Below are 18,945 nucleotides of genomic sequence, written 5' to 3'. Positions count from 1 at the left end.
AGGAACGACCTGGCTCAGTTTGCAAATGGCTGGGTCGCTTCGTACACTCGGAGGCAAAATCCTTGGTAAGGTGGGGTGGCGCAGTGTTGGAGTCCCGTTTTGAATCTCTGTTCGCAGAGCTGGAAAACATTATAACGGATTATCGCGGCTTGCGTCGTCATCTGGAAGGAGATGGACGTGACAAACGTTCCCTGCAGATTCTGCAAAAGCAAATCCAGATGCTCGACGCCGAGAATATCTTGTTGCGGGAACGTCAGGAGGCGGTATGTCTGCGGCTCAGTGAGCTGCTCACGCAGGTGAGCCATTGGGAAAACGAAGAATAGAACCATACAGATGGAGAAAACCGTGCCTGAAGCAACTCGCAGTCCCACCACCAATCACGTCAACATCACTTTGCTGGGGCAAAGTTATCAGGTGCCCTGTCTGCCCGAAGAACAGACATTGCTTCTGGAGGCGGTGGCACTGTTGAATCAACAGCTCGAAGCCGCCCGTGCACGGGGGCGAATGATCAGTAAGGAGCGCACCGCACTGATGGTGGCGGTCAACCTAGCTGCAGATCTGCAGCGCGCCCGCCAGCAAGTTCGCGCGCGCGATGATCAACTCAATCTGCTGGAAGATCGCCTGCGCCGACTGGTTGACATGGATAAGGGGGCAGAGTAGCTTGGGCATTGCCTCCTGCGGGGCGCGAGTGGTCGAGATGATTCCTGAACCAACATTGTCTATCCAGGGGATCTTCAGTCATCGCCGCGGTGTGCAGCTCCTTCGTGGAGTAGCCTAAAGCGGTGTGTGGATTCCCACCTGTACATCAGGTTCATGGGGTAGCGGGCCGCACGACCCACGCGGGAGGTTTTTTGTTTCAAGGGCTGGATGAAGTACCAGCAAAAAGTCAGTTACGCCGCCAGTTGCGCCAGCAGCGACGCAACCTGTCACCTGAGGCATTACAGTGCGCGTCCATAGCGCTCTCTGATCACCTCGCGCGTCTCAACCACTTTCAGCGGGCCCGGCATATCGGACTCTACTGGCCAATGCAGGGCGAAATCAGCCCCTTGCCGCTTATGCAGCACCCGATCGCAGTCAACAAGCATTTTTATCTGCCGGTACTCGCCGGGCCGTTTGCACGTAGCCTCCGTTTTGCGCCTTTTAACCCGCATGTGGCCATGCGCAACAATCGCTTTCGCATCCCGGAACCGCAGGTGCCTCCCCGTCATCAGCGTTCCGTTCGTGAACTGGACCTGCTGATTCTGCCACTGGTTGCCTTTGACGCTGAAGGTTACCGTCTGGGGATGGGCGGCGGTTTTTATGATCGCAGCCTGACACATGTGCCGCATCGCCGCAGTTGGCGGCGTCCGCGGTTGATTGGGGTGGGGCACGCCTTTCAGGAAGTGCCGCGTGTGCCCAAAGAGCCTTGGGATATCCCTCTGGGTATGGTCTGTACGGAAATGGGTTGCTACCGAGTCAGATCATGATGGTATGGAAGCGCAACGACTTTCCGCTGTTGCCGTAGTCCCGTCTAACCAGGCACGACGACGTGCCAGGACGACCGCGTCCACATCCCCCAGTAATTCCAGCCAGGCCGTATCCTGTGGAGGCGGAGCGGGGGTCAGATGAGTTTCCATAAGAATATCATCGCGGAAGAATTGAATACGTAGCGTCGCCCCCGCGGGAACCGCATCTAGTTGTGGCGGTAATTGTTCCGCTGTAGTCCGGACGCCATCAATGGCGATGAGAATGTCGTCCGACGACAACCCTGCCTGCTCTGCAGGGCCGCCACTCTGCACATGGCGCAGTTGAGCACCCAGCGCGTGCGAACGCCAGTGCGCACCCAGCCAGACCGGCGGGGTTTTCTCGCAGACCTCGCCGCCTTCATCCTGCGGACCATTGGCGGCGCGCAGGTGTAGCGCAATGCCCATTTCCGCCAACAGTGCGCGCAACGGCAGGTCGGTCTTCTCTGTAATCCAAGCATCCAAACGCGCGGCGAGCGCCGAGCCGGCGAGCGCCTCGACGAGATTAATGCATTGACCTTCCGGCAGCGGTTTGGCGATGCGGCCGTAGTCTTGCCACAGCCGGGCGAGCAAGGTGTCGAGACTCTGGGTGCCTTCGCTCTCGATGCGCAGACTGAGGTCCAGACAGAGGGCCATCAGGGCGCCCTTGTTATAATAACTGATTTCAAAGTTGGCACTGTTGACGTGGGGATGATAGAGCTTGATCCAGGCATCTTCACTGGATTCCACCAGGCTTTGCAGGAAACGTCCGGGGCGGCGCAGTAAACGGGTCAGCTCCTTCCCGATTCCGCGCAGATATTGCTCGGGCGTGGTCAGGCCGGCGCGGTGCAGGCAGAGATCATCATAGTAGGAGGTTATCCCCTCGAAGACCCAGAGGTCGCGTGTGGGCGCCTCGCGGTCCAGGGCACTGGCGCTAAGCACGGCGGGACGAATGGCCTGCACCAGCCAGCTATGGAAATACTCGTGACTGGCGAGCCCCAGGAAGCGCTGATAATGATCTTCGTTGCGGCCACTCAGGTCATCCCGGGCGCAGAGGAGGGCGCTGGAGGCGCGGTGCTCCAATCCCCCATAGCCATCAGCACTGGTCATGCACAGAAAGTGGTACTCGGCAAAGGCGGCATCGCCCCAGAAATGATGTTGCCAGTCGCAGATGCGCGTCAGATCGGGACCCAGCCGTTGCAGGTCTGCCTGATGGGCTCCCTGAATGAGTAGGTGATGGGGCCGCTCTCCCGCCGAAAAATCCAGCAGAGTGAGCGTGCCCATGAGCAGCGGATGATCAATGAGGGCGCTATACTCAGCGGCAACAAAGCTGCCCCAGCCCCAGGTTGCACCGCTTTGCCGGGGGAGGGCGGTGGCCACCTGCCAGTCTTCCGGACCATCCAGGAGGACGGCGTGCGCTTGGTCTTCCTGCCCCAAGACCCGCAAGTAGATGGCCGGTCCGTTGAAAAAGCCCCCCTGATCATCCAGATATGCCGTGCGTACTGAGCGGTCGAAAGCGTACACGGTATAATGGACGACAATTGGGCCCTGCCCCGCAGCAAGACGCCAGCGGTCCTTACCGGTTTTGTGCAGGGCGACATCCTGCCCATTACGCTCTGCGCGGATTTGGGTCACATGGCGGGCGAGGTCGCGGATAGTATAGCTGCCGGGTACCCACGCGGGCAGGGCGAGGATCTGTCCTTCCGGGTCCGGTTCGGAAATATTCAGAGATACGTGAAAAAGATGTGCTTGTGGCGCGGCGCTGATCTGGTAACTCAGTGGGGCAGAACTCACGGCAGCACTCCTAACGCCAGGCGGCGGCAAGGGTGCGAAAAGCTGGGTGCGCCGCGTCGCCCAGCCACTCATAAAATACCGACTCAGCGACGGCGACCGTAACCCCCGCCTGCCGCAGCCGCTCCAAAGCGGGTTGTTGATGTTCCGCGTCACGGCTGGCGCAGGCGTCGGCCACGACCACCGGTTGCCAACCCCCTGCCTGCAGGTCCAGGGCGGTTTGCAGCACACAGATGTGAAGCTCTATACCGGTCAGGATGACCTGACGTCGTCCGTCCTGTGCCTCCAGCCATCGGTGACTGTTGCTGCTGCGCAGGCAGGAAAAGGCGGTCTTTTCCAGGACATCGGCAGTATGGACGCGGATATCCTCACGGATTGGTCCCAGACCCTGCGGATATTGGGCGGTGGCAAGGGTGGGCAGCCCGAGGGCCGTGGCTGCCTCCAGCAGTTGGGTGATGTTGTGCAGCAGCGGCGCCCGTCGCACGGGGGGAAGCGTGCCGAGCAGGCGATCCTGCAGATCAACGGCGAGGACAACGCTCTGCCCGGCCTCAATACGCATGATCGCTCAGAATACGAAGCCGACAGGCAGCGGCTTGTGACGCAGAGGCGGAATCTCTGTCTCGAAGAGTTCCGAGCTTTCAAAGATGCCGGGCTGGGAGTGGAAAATGCGGCGCACCCGCATGGCCGGGCCGGTGCCGAGAATAGCGATCAATCGCCCTCCGACCGCCAGTTGCTCCTTGAAGGCATTCGGCAGCACCGGCAAGGAGCCGGTGATGCAGATGGCATCATAGGGCGCATTGCTTACCCAGCCGTTAGAGCCGTCACCAATGTGCAGGTGGGTATTTTGAACGCCTTGCACCCGCAAATGGCCTTCCGCCGTTCGGGAGAGCTCGGCGCGATCCTCGACGCTGTGTACCATCCCCGATAGCTGTGCCATCAGGGCTGTCAGGTAGCCGCTTCCGGTACCGATCTCCAGGACCCGATCCGGTTCATGCAGATCCAGCTCTTGCAAGACCCTCGCCTCCATCTTTGGCGTCCACATGATCTCACCGTGCCCCAAAGGTAAATTAAAATCAGCAAAAGCTAAATGCCGATATGGGGTCGGCACGAAAAGCTCACGCTTCACCTGTGCAACAGTACTTAGCACGCGGGGGTCGAGCACATCCCAAGTGCGAATCTGGGCGTCAATCATGGTACGGCGGAGGATATCAAAGTCCATAGAGAATCAGGGTTCCAGTAGTTTCCCGCCATTTAGGCATGGGTCTTGTGGCAAGTCAATCCGTGCATTCATCTGCGCGCGTGTCGGGTGGTGATTGGCTTGGCGTCCGTCCTGTGCTCCAATAGCCGCTGATATTGCAAAGGAGTTTCTCTTGGAGAGCCGAGCGCACGCGCTGGTAGCACTCATCTTTTTGGCCGTACTGGGGGTCGGAGTGGCCGTCGTCGGATTGTGGATGCATCGTGGCGAGCAGCCAGGCATCACCTTTGATGTGCTATCGCCGTACAGCGTTGCGGGCCTGACCCTTCAGGCACCGGTGCGCTTCAAAGGTGTACGGGTGGGGGAAGTGACCGCGATTGGCCTGGATCCGGCGAATCCGCGCATGATCAGGGTGCGGATCAAGGTGGATAGGGTGACGCCCATTACCCGGGCGACCTTCGCCGAACTGGCGCCGCAAGGGGTGACCGGGCTGAGTTATTTGTCCCTGACTGATCACGGCACCGACTTCGCACCTTTGCCGGGGGTGCCCGGTCGACCGGCCGAAATTCCCATGCACCCCAGCTTTTTTGAGGTGCTGTCCCGTAATGGTGAATCACTGGTGAATCGCAGCAACGAACTGGCTGACCGCCTGAACGCACTTTTAACTGACAAGAATCGCAGACATTTTGCGCGGACGCTAGCCCATGTAGATCAGGCCACAGACCAGTTGGTACAGATGGAGACGGCATTGTTGCCGACCATTAAAGCCCTGCCTGCCATGGTTGCAGCCACCCAGTCCACCATGGTGGCGAGCCATGTGCTCATCGCCCATCTTGATGCGCTGACCGTGGCGGCGCAAGCGCCGCTGGTGGATATGTCGGTGGCCGCCAAGTCACTGCGTGGACTCAGTGTCGCAGGAGAGCGGGCGGCGAACACGCTCAATTATGACACCCTGCCGCGGGTGAATCGCCTTACCCAAAGCTTGATGAGCAGCAGCGCGGCGTTAGCGGATCTCAGCCATTCGCTGCAACGTTCCCCGCAATCATTGCTCTACGGCAATCAGGGCCCGCCGCCGGGACCGGGTGAGTCGGGCTTTTCCGCAGGAGGAAACTGAGCGCATGCAACACCCTCTTTCTAAATATTCACCCGCGGGGAAACACATGGTGCTGGCATGCATGGTTTTGCTCGCCGCGGGTTGTGCCAGCAGTGTCCCCTGGCAGACACCCTACGATATTACGCCGCCGCATCCCGCCCCTCTGGCCAGCAGCATGGACACCACGACGACGCTGCCCGTACTGCGTTTGGCTCGGGTCAGTGCCGCACATTGGCTGAAAACGGACGCGTACCAGTATCATTTGCTCTATCAGGAGCCACAGCGCCTGCTGGCCTACCGGGACGCCCGCTGGGCCGGCACCCCGCCGCAGATGATTGTCAGCCGCTTGCAACATCAATTAGAAGGCTCTGGCCAGTGGCGGGCGGTTTTGGTGGGGCAGTCCAACGGCACAGCGACCTGGCTGTTGCAGGTCAGGTTGACGGATTTCGTGGTGAATTTCAGCGGGCCGAATGCGGGCAAGGCACTGGTGGCCGGGACCGCGACGCTAGTGAAGGCTGCGGATTCTCAGGTGATTGCCCAGCACTGTTTTCGTTTCACCGAGACGCTTCCCAGTGCGAGTGCACAGGGTGGTGCCGTGGCCATGGCCGGGGCAAGTGAACATTTTGTCATGGCGGTGAGTGACTGGGCCGCGCAAATGGCAGGCACCGGGAAGTCTGCGCCCTAGCCTTAGGATTTTACTTCAATCCTCCTGGTGCTTGACCACCAGCACCGGACAACTGGCGTAATGGACAATGTCATTGGCGACAGAACCCAGCAACAACCGGCCAATGGCGCCGTGGCCATGACTGCCCACCACCAGCATGTCCACTGCATGGGCCTTGCCGAAGGCAATCACCGCCTTCCCGATATTCTCCCCACTCTCCTCCAATTCTACCCGCGGGGTGATTCCGCTCTCGGCTACGGTCTGGCGCAGTTTTTCCATCTCGGCCTGGGCCAGGTGGAGCAGCTTTTCGCGCAGATCCAGGGTCGGCGGCAGAATTTCTTCCGGCATCTGCAGATTGAGCATTTGCGGGTTGAAAATGTGGAGCAAGGTGAGGCTGGCGCCGTGCAATTGGGCCTCTTGCGCCGCCATCCGGGCGGTATATAGGGCCATCGGCGAAAAGTCGACGGCCACCAAAATGTGCTTTACGGGGGTCTTTACGGGTGATTTATCCACGGGGATGCTCCTTGCGCAGGGTGTCCATGAGTTGCGTTTCGTCGAGCAGTACGTTTTCGGTGGCGCGTCGCGCCCGATATTCCCAAACGCCCTGCGCCAGCACTTTGTCACTGACCACAATGCGATGGGGCAGACCGATCAGATCCATGGTGGCAAACTGCACCCCCGGACGCTCATCGCGGTCGTCGAGCAACACGCTGTAGCCCAGCGCCTCCAGGCGATCATGCAGGGCTTGAGCGGCGGCGGCCACTTCTGGCGACTTGCGCGCATTGATGGCGACGATGCCTACCTCAAAGGGGGCGAGAGCCACCGGCCAGGTGATGCCCCGATCGTCGAAATGCTGCTCCACCGCCGCCGCTACCACCCGCGATACCCCGATACCGTAGCAACCCATGGTGACCGTGGCGTCACGGCCGGTTTCGTCGAGCACGGTGATGTCCATGCTCTCGCTATAGCGCTCACCAAGCTGAAAGACGTGACCCACCTCGATGCCACGGCGGATGCTCAGAGTGCCCTCCGCACAATGGGGGCAGCTATCGCCGGCGCGGACATCGCGGAGATCGGCCGCCGCCGGGCGCGACAGATCGCGGTCCCAGTTGAGATTGATCCAGTGCAGTTCCGCCGCATTGGCGCCGGTGCTGAAATTGGTTACGCCAAGAGCGCGGTGATCCGCCATGATGGGGACAGGCAGCAGCGGCTCCTTGGGGCCGATGAAGCCCACGGGTGCGCCCGTGGCCGATTCAGCCTCCTCCGGGCTGGCCATGTGCACGTCCTGGGCATTCAGGGCATGCCCCGCCTTGACCAGATTCAGTTCGTCGTCACCGCGCAGCAGTAGCATCACGATCTTGCCGTCGGCCACCACCAATACGGTCTTGACGATTTTTGCGGTGCTGATACCCAGGTGCTCCGCCTGCCCCGCCACGGTACGGATACCCGGTGTCTGTACCTGCTCGGCAGCCAGCGGTACCTCCGTTTCTGCGGGCGCGGGGCGACTCGCGGCCTTTTCCATGTTGGCGGCATAATCGCAGTGGTGACAGGAGACGATGGCGTCTTCCCCCGAGTCTGCCAGCACATGAAACTCATGGGAGCGTTTACCGCCGATGGCCCCATTATCCGCCTCTACCGCACGGAAGTTCAGCCCAAGACGGGTAAACGTCCGCTGATAGGCTTCATACATGGTCTGATAGGTGATTTCCAGGGAGGCATGATCCATGTGGAAGGAATAAGCATCCTTCATGATGAACTCGCGGCCGCGCATCAGTCCGAAGCGAGGCCGTATTTCATCGCGAAACTTGGTCTGAAGCTGATAGAAGTTGACGGGAAGCTGCCGGTAAGAGTGAATCTCCCGCCGCGCGAGATCGCTGATGACTTCCTCATGGGTGGGTCCCAGGCAAAAATCGCGATTATGACGATCCCGTAAGCGCAGCAGCTCCGGGCCGTACTGTTCCCAACGCCCCGACTCCTGCCACAGCTCGGCGGGCTGTACCAGTGGCATCAGCAGTTCCTGTGCGCCGCTGCGGTCCATCTCCTCGCGCACCACCCGTTCCACCTTGCGCAACACCCGCAACCCCAAGGGCATCCAGGTGTACAAGCCGGAAGCCAGACGGCGGATAAAGCCCCCGCGCAGCAATAACTGGTGGCTGATGAGCTCCGCCTCGGCGGGTGTCTCCTTAAGAGTGGGGATGAAGATCTGACTGGCGCGCATAAAAAGTCCTGTTGAGGCGTAGCCTACAGTGTAAGAAAGGGCGGGAGACAAAGAAAGGGGCGGCGCGTGCCAAGTCTGGCGACGGATCAAATGGAGATGGTGACGTGATGCATTGACGCTTGCGCTGCCGATCTTTAGTATGACTACTATTATGGTCATACAGGGCACACCACTATGGCAACCTATACCCTGGCCCAAACCAAGGCGCATCTCAGCGAAATACTCCATCAGGTGGAAAACGGTGAAGTGGTGGTTATCACGCGCCATGGGCGGCCTGTAGCGCGCGTGGAGAGCGCGGATAAAACCACCGGACCACTCCCGTTTGACCGCCTTGCTGCATTTCGGGCCAGAATGCCACATTGGCGCAAACTGAGTGTTGACCTCTTGCAGGAGATGCGGGATGAGTCGACCTGAGGTGTGGTATTTTGATACGAGTTTTCTGGCGCCACTCATTCTGGAGGAACCGACGAGCGTGCAGGTGGCCGCATACCTGCAAGCATTGCCTGCTGGTGAATTTGTGTTGAGCAGCTTCACGCGGCTTGAGTTCTCCAGCCTGCTGGCCCGCGAGGTCCGCATGAGTGGTTTGCGTGAGGAGGAGGCGCTAGCCGCCGAAAGCATGTGCGATGATTTGATTCGTGATGCTTTCCGTGTGCTGCGCCCTGGGCACGACGATTTTGTATTGGCAGGGAATTACATTCGGCACTATGCGACGGGTCTGCGCACTGCCGATGCATTGCATTTGGCCATCGCCAGAAATCATGGGGCCGATCTGGTGTTATCGCTGGACAAGGGGATGCTGAAAGCGGCGACGATGATGGGCGTTCGCGCCAGCAATGGCATTGGGTCCACCATAGGTCAAGAAACGCATGCGCCAGACGTTGCGTGCTATCAGGGAAACGTTGATGCGGCGACGGCATGAACCCATTAGGGTGTCAGGCCGTTGGTTGGGAACGGTGCTACGCGGGTACTTTGCGTACTTCGCCGTCCCCGGCAACACGGATAGGCTGAATGGCTTCCGGACGGAAGTGATTCGCGCATGGCTGCATGCGTTAAGGCGACGCAGTCAGCGCGCACGAATGTCTTGGCGGCGTTTTGGGCCGATAGTGAACCGATACCTTCCTCCCGTAAAACTGGCTCATCCCCACCCATCGCAAAGGTTTCGCGTCATGACCTAAGGTAGGAGCCGTATGCGGTAATTCCGCTCGTACGGATCTGTGCGGGGGCAGTGGGTAACTACTGTCTCTACCGCGACCGTTGAGCGAATATTGTTGGGAGAAAGAGCTGTATCCAGATCAGGTAAAAGTGTGGAAACAGGCTTGTATTGTTGGACAGCAGACCGCCACCCAACAGAAACAGACAGCGGGTGCGCAAGCCCGTGCAGACCAGAAACAGATTCGTGAGTTGGAGCGGGAACTGCGTCGCAAAGACAAGGCGTTAGCCGAGGCGGCTGCGCTGTTGATGTGGTGAGCGTTCGTTTCATGAAAACTGCCATGCGGCTTAGAACCCGGCCCAGAATGTTTTGGCTAGGGGCGGAGATCCGGCCAACCAGTAGCGATTCTCCCTGCCGCACAAGAGCGAAATCGCCAATCCTTTCGGAGAAAAATGCGTCGGGCAACCCGCAAGGGACCTCGCTATTCATCACAACGAGCCACATCACACCGGTGTTTTCGTCTTGGTAAAGGCGCAAGCGTTGCGTTTTGCCTTGCTCCATAGCCTTCTCGCCCAGATAAAGACCGGTCCAGGCGTACCATTCCTACAGGATATTAGGGCTTGACCCTGTTTTGCCATCAGGAACAGCAGGGGTGGATGGCCACAGCAACCGACATGGAGAGCGTAACGCTGGGAAATGCGCCCGCGCTCTAAATTTAGATACAGGAGAAAAACACATGGACATCGCCTTGGAACATGCCTTGAAGCGGGATTATCCAGCACTCACTATTGAAACCGCCCATCCTCATCGCCTTTTCTCACAAAAGGCGTGCTGATTGCCCTTGTGCCGTGAGAAGGGCAACCGCTTTTTTGTCGAAAGAAACGAAGGTTTCTCCACCGAGCCAATTTCCTTCATAGGCAATGACGCCATCAGCAAAATCCCCGCCAGCTTCGAGTACCGATAGGCCAACCTCTACGGCCGGCCTATTCACTTCCACATTGGTGGCGGCAAGTAGAGCGCGGATCGCAGCGGCTGCGTCGGATGGTTGGAAGCCGTAGACCCTGAGCAGCACCCACACAAATTCGCACAGGCACGGCAGCGCGACCGCGATCAACTCGGCTTCGGTCAAGACCTTGGCGGCAATGCTCGCTTGTGCGGGGTCGTCGCCCACAGCAGCACGAACAAGTACGTTGGTATCAACAGCGATTTTCATTCTTTACCGGCCCAGCCTTGTGCGGTCGCCACGTTGATTTCCTCAATGGTGGCGACTTTCTTTGTTCGGCCCGCGAGTAAGCCGACAAAACTGGCAACCGTTCCGGTTTGCCGGGCTGCTTTGAGCACGCCCCTGCCATCGGGCAGCAAATCCAGCTCGATCTTTTCTCCCGGCTTGATGCCGAGGTGTTGCAGCACGTCTTTTCTAAAAGTCACCTGTCCCCGCGCGGTAACGGTCAATGTGGTCATGCTGTCCTCACAGTCGCTTGTAATGATGCGCCCACAGTAATGCAAAAGCGCCTTACTGTCAATGCGTGTCACATGCCTTGGGACTTGTGCGACAGCACAAAACCACCGTTTTTGAGAGGCCATGAGTTCGGGGCACGGACGCCCACAGAATCAACCCGTTACCGCTTCAAAAATACCTCTTGAAATCGTTTTCCGGATTCATGGCCTATATCGTGAATTTTGATAGGCTATCAGTTATGCAATTTACCAGATGGCCCACGCCTCTGACTAATATTACTCCTCCAGATACACTGGGCGGGAATGTCCGCCCCCGCTGCAATATAGCCTTTCAGTCCACCTGCCACAGAGTGCGGCAAACTCAACCTGCCGGAGTCGTTACCAGCGGATCCTGGTCGTTACGCCGCATGAACGTCGTATCGTTGAATCTTATTGAGAACTGCCTGCATGGCGTGGCGCGTCACGGCGAGATCGTAATCGGTTTGCAGGCCCACCCAGAAACCGTCGCTCATTCCGAAAAACCGGGACAGCCGCAGCCCGGTATCCGGGGTAACGGCCCGCTTTCCCATCACGATCTCCCCGATACGGCGCTGCGGGACGCCGATTTCCTTGGCTAGACGGTACTGGGTGATGCCCATCGGCTTCAGAAAGTCTTCCAGCAAGATCTCGCCGGGGTGAATGGGGGCAGACCGACCTGCGCGCAGATTCGCCACATCGGAAAAATCCATCTTTTCGATCTCTTCCACACGAATGCTCACGATATACCTCCATCCATCAGTGATAATCCACGATCTCCACGTCCCAGGCGTTGCTGTCGCGCCATACGAAGCAAAAAATCCGCCACTGATCATTGATGCGCATGCTCCATTGGCCGTTCCGATCGCCGGAGAGCTTCTCCAGGCGGTTACCTGGCGGTACAGCCAGATCTTCGATTTGGCCGGCGCGATGCAACTGTGCCAGTTTCCGCTGCGCCATACGCAACAGTTCCGCTCCAAAGCGGCGCGCTTTCAGGCCGGCGAAGACTGCGGCGGTTTGCTTGTCTGTAAAACAGCGCCTGAGTGTATCAAGTTTTGATCAGCGTCAAGCTTGTTCACCTTTGATCAGATCAAGAATTTGATGTTTATGTTTTAGTCCATAGAGTTACGAAGCGTTATAACACTCCATAGGTGGCAAATATTTGGTGCTGACGCATGGTCAATGGCTGACGCTGATTGACATAAAATAACGGAGAACACGCCACGTTTTTTACCGCCGAATAGGGCGGGACAAAGAGTCGAAATTAACGTGGTGCGTAACACCTTTGTCGATACCATCGACCGTGCTCATGTGCCCAATAGGCAGAGAGACCAGTTTCCCGGAGGTGCCTCCCACGACAAAGGCATACGGGCTGAGCAGCCCATCGGATGGTCCAACCGTACCGGTTGCGAGTTTTTCGGTATGTATCGGTTTGCCGGTTCGCGCATTCAACACATACAAAATTCCCTGGGCATTCACGGTATAGAGGGTCCCATGGTATACGTTGGGATTGCTAACATCTGCCCCTGTCCGGAAGATCCAGAGAATTCTTTCGGTACGCGCATCCAGCGCATATAAACGTTTGGTCAAGCGTGGTTCGACATAAATGATACGATGCCACACGGTGAGGGGGGGATCATAGATTCCCGGGTGCATCGGATCGGACTTGCGCATACTGGAAAACAGGGCCGGTATATGGATGGCGTGGCCGATTTTCCGTAGTGCCGCCACTACCCAGTTCTTCCAATATATTTCGCTGCTGATGATGCGCTCATGAATCCATGCGCGCGGCGATAGGTGATGGGTATAGATATTCTTTCGATGAATCAAACGCCCGGTCACAGCATTCAGACTCACCACCTCGAAGGTAAAGTCGCGCATCGGGGTGTGTTTCCAGAGATGTACCAGAATGTCCCACAGGTCATAGGAATCCTTACGCATGAACGCCGTAAACACGGTGTCCCTACGCACCACTGGGGATGCTTCTGCAAGATTGACGGTATGCGCAAAATTCCGCGACCAACGAATTTTGTGGGTCCGCCAGTCGATATCGTAAAAATCATTGCGGTGGGTGAAGAGATTATCCGTTCCGAAATAAAGATTCGAGCCAACTCTGGCAGGGGAAGACATCGCCGACCACCCACCGATGGGTATCTGCCAAAGCAACTTCCCCGTGCGGGCGTCCAGGGCGATGAAACGGCCGCCTCCGGTAGGGGTTAAAATTTCATGGTGGGCATAAGCAGGTGTCGCCATATCCTGACAGTGCGTGGCATATTCCCAGACCACCTTGCCGGTAGCCGCCTGGAGTGCCTCGATGGCGTGGGGAAATCGGGAACGACAAGAGTAGCCTGGGTTGACCGCAAACATGCGTTTGCCACCGAGCCCTACTATCACATCATGGCCCGCCACGATCGCTTGTGTCATGCTAATATTGCCCAAAGCGCTTCGCCATAAAATGGCGCCTGTCTGCGCATCGACGCGCAGCACCTGCCCCTCCTGGCGGTATCCCGTCTTCCCCGTCGTTACCAACAGAGTTTTTCCATCGACTGAGGGAGGAGCGATGATGTGCTGACCGATGAAGGTATCGAAGCTGCCGATCTTATCCGGGGTAAACGCTAAATGGCGCGCATTCCCCTCGAACTGAGACATGGTGGTAGCCGCGGATACTGTCACGCTCGCCATCCCCAAAAGAACCCACGCGGTAGCGAGCAGTGTGCGGCTATCGCCCAACACGTTGTTTATCCTCAGTAACTGGCCATAGTCTTTATGACGGTTTCCGTACGTTGAGCGAACGCCGGATCTGTTTGCGCCTTTTTCAACAGCATTTCATATTTCACTGGCGTGAGATGATTCTGAACCAATATCTGCTCTATTTTCGTTCCGTATTTCACGATCATCTGATGATGCTGTGCGGCGGTAATTTTTTTCGTCGATATCTCCTGATGCACTTTCTTGTCGATCGGACGAATGGCCACAATGACCGATGCAAAGTGGCGCAACTCCGTTGGACCAACATGAAGGCTCTGGGCCGGCTGCACCGGCATCATCGGCGCCGGAGCGCTCTGACCAGGTTGGGTAGCTGTGCTGGCAGGCTGCTGAGCAGAGCTCACGGGCGGTTCCATATCGGCTAAAGCCAAGGTGCTACCGAGACTAAAGACACCAAGTCCTAACAACAAATTGCGTGCAATGTGCTTCATACGATTACTCTCCTTAACAGGTCTTTCTAGATCATGGATATCGGGCAATGAACACGCACATAAACCTGCATGTGTTTCTAACCTAGCAATAATAATTTGGTGGTGTCAACCGTAATTGTATCATATGTATGTACTATTTTTCATACAATAATGTTGCTTATGGAAAACACCGCGCGCTCAAGAATGAAATGCAACGCCGATGGTCCAAAGGGGTCAGAGTTGAAGAATGGGAAGGAAATACCTGCAGTTGATCGCAGATGAGCGGAATCTGTTGCAGAGGGTATTGAATCAAGGGGTAGGTCTCAAAGCGATGGCAACGCTGGTTGTAGCTCAGACTTTAAACCGCCCATTCACCCGGAAAAAATGCCGGTTTTTTTTCAGAGATTTTATCTTGTTGGAGAAGCGGTTCGGGTTTCCTGCGGAGGGCTGAACTGGTTCTGCAGGGACGCGAAAAGGCTGCTGCCATTTCCGCCCATGTGGGGAATCCTGCCGGGGGAACTCCCTTGGGTAGATATCGATTGCCCACCCCGAAAAAAGGCCGACTGACCCACTTATTCCTCAGTAATCCTGCCCGATTGCACCGCATCCACAGGCCGGTGCCGAGCCTGCATGTCTAAAGTTCAGAACATCAAATAAAATGCTTATTTATAGTTTTCCGTGAAGCTGTCTGGGTTATATTTGCAAGGATTTTCTAACGTTGTTGTGTTTTATTTACGCGATCTGTGGGTGTGCACTATAGTTAACCGTAACTATTCACTAGGGGTACAGTTACCCGATGGTGGGCTGTGGGGTTTCCCACTGAAAGGATTGGACCAAGGCGTGCAGCAGGTCGATGCCCTGCTTGCGTAAGGTTTCCAGATAGGATCGGATCGTGCAGAAGGCGCCAGCCCCATCAGAAGTTCGGAAACAGGCGGAGATCTTCTGTTTGACCTTGGGCATTCGTAGCTCAACAAGTGGCAGCCCATACCCCGCAAAATCCGGCCCCAGACTGGCTAAGGCGCCCTGTACCTGATGCACCTGGGTGAAGTTGCCAACCCGCGTTTTGCCTGCTGAGGACCAGACATTTGCACCCCACTCCTGACCAGCGCCCGCTGTCACGGTGTTGACATAAGGGCGTAGCCATATCAAATGGCCTGGATGCAGGACCGTGTCTACCCGACGGGCCGGGGCGCGTCATAACGGGCGCGCGCCCAGCTCACATCGCGCAGGGTCAGTGTAACGTTTTTTACGCCTTCCAGCGCCACGGTAGCGGTTTTGGCACTCGCATCGACTACGACCCTCATTCCATGTTGGCCGGATTATGCGGAGGCAAGGAGTCAGGTCGTATCCGGCGGCGCGGGGGTTCGCGCGTTCCTGGATCGGCCACATGTGCAGTCCGTCTTGAAGCAGTCCGCCACCGTTTATGTTTGTCTGGAGAATGAGAAAACGGCTGAAACTCAAAGGCGTACTGATTCGGATCATGAAAAGCAGATCGATAAAATCTGTGCGTTGGGATGCGAAACGGTCATCGCGTGGACGCCCCTTTTGGCTCAAAGGACATTGCAGACGCATGGAAGGCGGGGTCCTTGCCAGATGCATATGATCCGTTGGCGCATGCACGGCAAGGAGGCGGAGGCGGATCGGCGCCGATGCCTACATCAGCGCCCACGTCAACATCAACGTTTGGGCCGGAGTAGCTGCCGTGGTTGTCTGGTTACAGCATAACCAACAAACATGGTTGTTTTTGTCTATACAATTCCGGTTCCAGTATAACCGGATTACCCCTGTGCCCTGCGGGGTACGACCTCCCACTGGGGGGTAAGGAACAGGCGGGGGAGGGGGGTGGCGTAACTCGTGATTAGGCACGAAAAGCTCAAAGTGTATATGTAGTAGTACGCAATAGGATATGGCTATATGCAAAAAGAGGTTGACCAGAGATTGTGAAGGGGTGACGGGAGAAATGCCTGTCGCGTGTAAGAACTGGTTAACCAGAGTCATTCTCAACATGTGTCGTTTTGTGCAAAACAGGGATGAACGAGCAGTCTGGCCACGGCAATCAGATTCTCTGGCTGGCTGCCTATCACCAATTCGACCTGCGACTACGAACGGCGGCTGGGCAGCGGAAACAGACATTCCACCCGTGCACAGGAACGAGTAATATCGGCAAGGAGCAGACCGTGACCTAGCAGCTGTCGGACTTCGATTTTGAAAAAAAATGCAACCTATTGATTGCTAATCATATTTGTAAATTTTAAGAAAATAGTCGATGCAATAGAATCAGTAAGTTACGCGAATAATCTGACAGGCCGCTAGCGGCGCCGATAGCAGCCTGTCAACCAGGTGCAAATAACCTGCTGCTGTTCACGACTGCCTGGTGTCCGTCAACTTATGTGGGCGAAGGCGTTTCAAGAAACAGCGTTGGGGGGTATATGTGCCGAATATCGGAGTACCAAGAACCCGGTTCAGATCTCAGGTCAAAACTCAATCGGATACTTGATCTGATTTTGATCGGCGGCAACCTAACGAGGAGGAATGCGCTTGCTAAAAATCGATCAGATGGCCATAAACCGGGTCGTGGTTCACACCATTCCGGCGCGAGATCTGAACAAGAATCTCGTGCCCCCGTCGGGGGGCACTGACGTATTGCATCTAAACAGTGCCGTTAGCGACGTCGTGGTTGCCCGAATCAGCAAGGCCTTGGGTCACAACTCACACGGTGTGCAAGCCGACTTCGAGGACACAAGAGATGATAGCGCATTCGGGCTTGCCTGCGTAATGATGGATTGCGCTGATCTGGACTTTAAAGCCCACGCTCAGGCTGCTGCTGAAAAGCTCACGCAGGTGCAACTTAGTAAGGCATTCAGTTCCGCCAAGTTGATTTCGATGAGCGGCACGGTCGGCGCAATTGGCCAACCATTCGCGGCCTTCATCAAGGCAGACCTCGAACAGGCTCTTTCCGAAACGACCAAGCAAGGGCAGTCGGTACTTGATGTGCTGAACGACCTATTCCTGACCGAAAGCCAGCGCCTCTACAAGATCGGCTTCTTCTTGCGAACGGCGGCTGGGACGGGAAAGAAGGGCGGCAAGTACGCTCCGGAGCATCATAGCGTTCATGTCTACGACCACCTCATGACCGGCACGGAGTCGAGGAGGGCGGCGTTCTATTTTTACAGCGAGTTCCTTGGTTCCAATGTCGCGGCGTCGGACCGCCGCCTCACGCAGGATTTTTTCGAGAAGACGTTGAAATTCTTCGACGAAAAAGGATTCAGTCAGGGCAAACGGATTGCCTTGGGCGAGGCGTTACGCACCGAGTTGCGCAGCAACACCCAGACCCTAAGCGTTTCCAATTTTGCACAGGTTCACATCCAAGGTGCGAAGGATCAAGCGGACTACGTTGCCTACATGCAAAATAGTGGATTTCCCGCGCACGCGATCACCAAGGATGTGGAATATGTGAATAATCGCCTGCGTCGGCGTCAGAAGGTGTATTTCGACTCGGACGTGGTGATCTCCACGCCCGCTGACGCAGTCAAGGCACTCCTGGAGTTCAAGGACAACGGCGATGGGACGACGACCGTGACCGTACGGGGGACCGTAGCAAGCAATGAATGAGAACGAATTTGGTGACTGGCTGGACGAATTGCGCCCTGCGCTGCAGGCGTGGGGAGGCTTTATCGTGGGTCGTATCACCGAACTCGTGAAACTGGAGCTGGGCGACGAAGCGTACAAGTCGTTCTTCAAGATTCCGCCCGACTATCGCTACAAGGAGAGAAAGTCTGCGCTCAAAAAGCTCAAGAAGAAGAAATACGCACAGCCGAAGGAGCAAATGACCGACCTCGTCGGATCTCGGTTCGTCGTCCTCTTGAAAACAGACATTGAAGTTGTAGAGAGAGCCATTGTCGGGCAGACGGCGTGGTCCCTCAGTCGTGACAGAAATCCAGTAGACGAGCAAGCCAAGGACCCCACATCGTTTGAATATCAGTCAGTCCATTACCTGTTGCGCAACAACAAGGAGTTCAGCCACAATGGCGTGACGATTCCAGAAGGACTGTCGTGCGAAGTGCAAATTCGCACCGTCCTGCAACATGCGTACGCGGAGCTGGGTCACGACCGAATTTACAAAGGCGAACACGTTCCCTTAACCGTGCAGCGGCTCGTTGCCCGGTGCATGGCTCTCATGGAAACGACCGACGAGATGTTCGTCCACGCTGTTCACGAACTCGATCAGGTGAATCGAGAGATCGAGCACTGGTGCACCTTCCTTGACGAGACGGTCAAACCCATCTTGGTTTCTATTACGCCGACATCAAGCGATCCTGAGGCCCGCGACATCTTGGACACGTACAAGGGCCTGCTCAAAGAGGCAAGCCTGGATGGCGTGAAGGCGGAGCTCACCCCATTCGTCACCAAGAAGATTCAGGAACGCGCAGCATCGGCTGGTGGTTTATTCGCAAAGCCAGTTGTTCTCGTGGTCTACTGGCTTGTAAAAGCGCACCCTTTCGACGTTAACCAAGTTTGGCCGGTGCCGGGATTGCGCAATGGCCTGGACCAAGTGAAGGCCGACCTCGGCGTAGCCTGAGCAGCGGTGCAAATACCACTGATAGGCAGCGATGGAGTGGGGCGCCCCGACCACCGGCGACCAGGGTTCGTGCGTATTCAGCCTAAATCAGCGTCTACTTTCGCAAACCACGAACATCTGCAACG

At 56.8% G+C, this 18,945-nt stretch carries 20 protein-coding genes, 1 other RNA gene and 3 pseudogenes; 11 read left to right on the top strand and 13 right to left on the bottom strand.

What is annotated here, in order from left to right; genetic code table 11:
• The first annotated feature begins 83 nt into the window (after window positions 1-83).
• From M0P56_RS04675 to M0P56_RS04660, 4 genes are all read left to right on the top strand, one after another.
• On the top strand, window positions 84-323 hold the full coding sequence (locus tag M0P56_RS04675; protein ID WP_291508883.1) for a hypothetical protein: 240 nt from the start codon (window positions 84-86) through the stop codon (window positions 321-323).
• Window positions 324-345: 22 nt separating this feature from the next.
• On the top strand, window positions 346-660 hold the full coding sequence (locus tag M0P56_RS04670; RefSeq protein ID WP_291508882.1) for a cell division protein ZapA: 315 nt from the start codon (window positions 346-348) through the stop codon (window positions 658-660).
• Between the two features lie 9 nt (window positions 661-669).
• Window positions 670-850, top strand: a non-coding RNA gene (gene ssrS / locus M0P56_RS04665) — 6S RNA.
• 1 nt (window position 851) lies between these two features.
• On the top strand, window positions 852-1,466 hold the full coding sequence (locus M0P56_RS04660) for a 5-formyltetrahydrofolate cyclo-ligase (protein ID WP_291508881.1): 615 nt from the start codon (window positions 852-854) through the stop codon (window positions 1,464-1,466).
• On the opposite strand, the gene M0P56_RS04655 is transcribed toward M0P56_RS04660, so the two are convergent.
• The 3 genes from M0P56_RS04655 to M0P56_RS04645 are packed head-to-tail and all read right to left on the bottom strand — an operon-like array spanning window position 1,461 to window position 4,491.
• Window positions 1,461-3,275, bottom strand: a complete 1,815-nt coding sequence (locus M0P56_RS04655; RefSeq protein ID WP_291508880.1) for a M61 family metallopeptidase — start codon at window positions 3,273-3,275, stop codon at window positions 1,461-1,463. The genes M0P56_RS04660 and M0P56_RS04655 overlap by 6 nt on opposite strands.
• A 10-nt stretch (window positions 3,276-3,285) precedes the next feature.
• Complete coding sequence (locus M0P56_RS04650; protein ID WP_291508879.1) at window positions 3,286-3,831, bottom strand: isochorismatase family protein; 546 nt, start codon at window positions 3,829-3,831, stop codon at window positions 3,286-3,288.
• A 6-nt stretch (window positions 3,832-3,837) separates the two neighbouring features.
• On the bottom strand, window positions 3,838-4,491 hold the full coding sequence (locus M0P56_RS04645; RefSeq protein WP_291508878.1) for a protein-L-isoaspartate O-methyltransferase: 654 nt from the start codon (window positions 4,489-4,491) through the stop codon (window positions 3,838-3,840).
• 151 nt (window positions 4,492-4,642) lie between these two features.
• On the opposite strand from M0P56_RS04645, the gene M0P56_RS04640 reads away from it, so the two are divergent.
• Both M0P56_RS04640 and M0P56_RS04635 read left to right on the top strand, forming a co-directional pair.
• Window positions 4,643-5,581 (top strand): MlaD family protein, encoded by a 939-nt coding sequence (locus M0P56_RS04640; RefSeq protein WP_291508877.1) that lies wholly within the window; start codon window positions 4,643-4,645, stop codon window positions 5,579-5,581.
• A gap of 61 nt (window positions 5,582-5,642) precedes the next feature.
• On the top strand, window positions 5,643-6,245 hold the full coding sequence (locus tag M0P56_RS04635) for an ABC-type transport auxiliary lipoprotein family protein (protein WP_291508876.1): 603 nt from the start codon (window positions 5,643-5,645) through the stop codon (window positions 6,243-6,245).
• Between the two features lie 15 nt (window positions 6,246-6,260).
• Here the strand turns inward: M0P56_RS04635 and M0P56_RS04630 are convergent, their stop codons facing one another.
• Complete coding sequence (locus tag M0P56_RS04630; protein ID WP_291508875.1) at window positions 6,261-6,737, bottom strand: universal stress protein; 477 nt, start codon at window positions 6,735-6,737, stop codon at window positions 6,261-6,263.
• Window positions 6,730-8,442: a proline--tRNA ligase gene (locus tag M0P56_RS04625; RefSeq protein ID WP_291508874.1), complete on the bottom strand. Its 1,713-nt coding sequence runs from the start codon at window positions 8,440-8,442 to the stop codon at window positions 6,730-6,732. Before M0P56_RS04625 ends, M0P56_RS04630 begins: the two co-directional genes overlap by 8 nt.
• Window positions 8,443-8,616: 174 nt before the next feature.
• Between M0P56_RS04625 and M0P56_RS04620 the strand changes: the two genes are divergently transcribed.
• From M0P56_RS04620 to M0P56_RS04610, 3 genes and pseudogenes are all read left to right on the top strand, one after another.
• Window positions 8,617-8,856 (top strand): type II toxin-antitoxin system Phd/YefM family antitoxin, encoded by a 240-nt coding sequence (locus tag M0P56_RS04620; RefSeq protein WP_291508873.1) that lies wholly within the window; start codon window positions 8,617-8,619, stop codon window positions 8,854-8,856.
• Window positions 8,843-9,361 carry a type II toxin-antitoxin system VapC family toxin gene (locus M0P56_RS04615; protein WP_291508872.1) on the top strand — a complete coding sequence of 173 codons (519 nt, stop codon included), beginning with the start codon at window positions 8,843-8,845 and terminating at the stop codon, window positions 9,359-9,361. Before M0P56_RS04620 ends, M0P56_RS04615 begins: the two co-directional genes overlap by 14 nt.
• Window positions 9,362-9,696: 335 nt before the next feature.
• Window positions 9,697-9,903, top strand: a pseudogene (locus tag M0P56_RS04610) (IS3 family transposase); the annotation flags it as partial.
• A gap of 506 nt (window positions 9,904-10,409) precedes the next feature.
• Here M0P56_RS04610 and M0P56_RS04605 read toward each other — a convergent pair.
• The 8 genes and pseudogenes from M0P56_RS04605 to M0P56_RS04570 form a co-directional block, all read right to left on the bottom strand.
• Window positions 10,410-10,805: a type II toxin-antitoxin system VapC family toxin gene (locus M0P56_RS04605; RefSeq protein ID WP_291508871.1), complete on the bottom strand. Its 396-nt coding sequence runs from the start codon at window positions 10,803-10,805 to the stop codon at window positions 10,410-10,412.
• Window positions 10,802-11,053: an AbrB/MazE/SpoVT family DNA-binding domain-containing protein gene (locus tag M0P56_RS04600; protein WP_291508870.1), complete on the bottom strand. Its 252-nt coding sequence runs from the start codon at window positions 11,051-11,053 to the stop codon at window positions 10,802-10,804. Before M0P56_RS04600 ends, M0P56_RS04605 begins: the two co-directional genes overlap by 4 nt.
• Before the next feature lie 395 nt (window positions 11,054-11,448).
• Window positions 11,449-11,808: a HigA family addiction module antitoxin gene (locus tag M0P56_RS04595; protein WP_291508869.1), complete on the bottom strand. Its 360-nt coding sequence runs from the start codon at window positions 11,806-11,808 to the stop codon at window positions 11,449-11,451.
• A gap of 16 nt (window positions 11,809-11,824) precedes the next feature.
• Window positions 11,825-12,085, bottom strand: a pseudogene (locus M0P56_RS04590) (type II toxin-antitoxin system RelE/ParE family toxin); the annotation flags it as partial.
• 210 nt (window positions 12,086-12,295) lie between these two features.
• Entirely contained in the window at window positions 12,296-13,747 is a 1,452-nt protein-coding gene (locus M0P56_RS04585) for a PQQ-binding-like beta-propeller repeat protein (protein ID WP_291509250.1), read from the bottom strand.
• A 62-nt stretch (window positions 13,748-13,809) separates the two neighbouring features.
• Window positions 13,810-14,262, bottom strand: a complete 453-nt coding sequence (locus M0P56_RS04580; RefSeq protein ID WP_291508868.1) for a DUF4168 domain-containing protein — start codon at window positions 14,260-14,262, stop codon at window positions 13,810-13,812.
• A 768-nt stretch (window positions 14,263-15,030) separates the two neighbouring features.
• Window positions 15,031-15,207, bottom strand: a pseudogene (locus M0P56_RS04575) (IS66 family transposase); the annotation flags it as partial.
• Window positions 15,208-15,413: 206 nt separating this feature from the next.
• The gene (locus tag M0P56_RS04570; RefSeq protein ID WP_291508867.1) at window positions 15,414-15,545 is read right to left on the bottom strand and encodes a hypothetical protein; all 132 of its coding nucleotides are present in this window, start codon (window positions 15,543-15,545) and stop codon (window positions 15,414-15,416) included.
• A gap of 1,234 nt (window positions 15,546-16,779) precedes the next feature.
• On the opposite strand from M0P56_RS04570, the gene M0P56_RS04565 reads away from it, so the two are divergent.
• Together M0P56_RS04565 and M0P56_RS04560 are read left to right on the top strand one after the other, a co-directional pair.
• Window positions 16,780-17,853 (top strand): nucleoid-associated protein, encoded by a 1,074-nt coding sequence (locus tag M0P56_RS04565; RefSeq protein WP_291508866.1) that lies wholly within the window; start codon window positions 16,780-16,782, stop codon window positions 17,851-17,853.
• Window positions 17,846-18,820, top strand: a complete 975-nt coding sequence (locus M0P56_RS04560; protein ID WP_291508865.1) for a hypothetical protein — start codon at window positions 17,846-17,848, stop codon at window positions 18,818-18,820. Before M0P56_RS04565 ends, M0P56_RS04560 begins: the two co-directional genes overlap by 8 nt.
• The last annotated feature ends 125 nt before the right edge of the window (window positions 18,821-18,945 follow it).

Source organism: Acidithiobacillus sp. (genome assembly GCF_023229925.1).
Classification (GTDB): domain Bacteria; phylum Pseudomonadota; class Gammaproteobacteria; order Acidithiobacillales; family Acidithiobacillaceae; genus Acidithiobacillus.
Note: the sequence above shows the minus strand (reverse complement) of the source record. Positions and strands in the feature narration are given on the sequence as shown.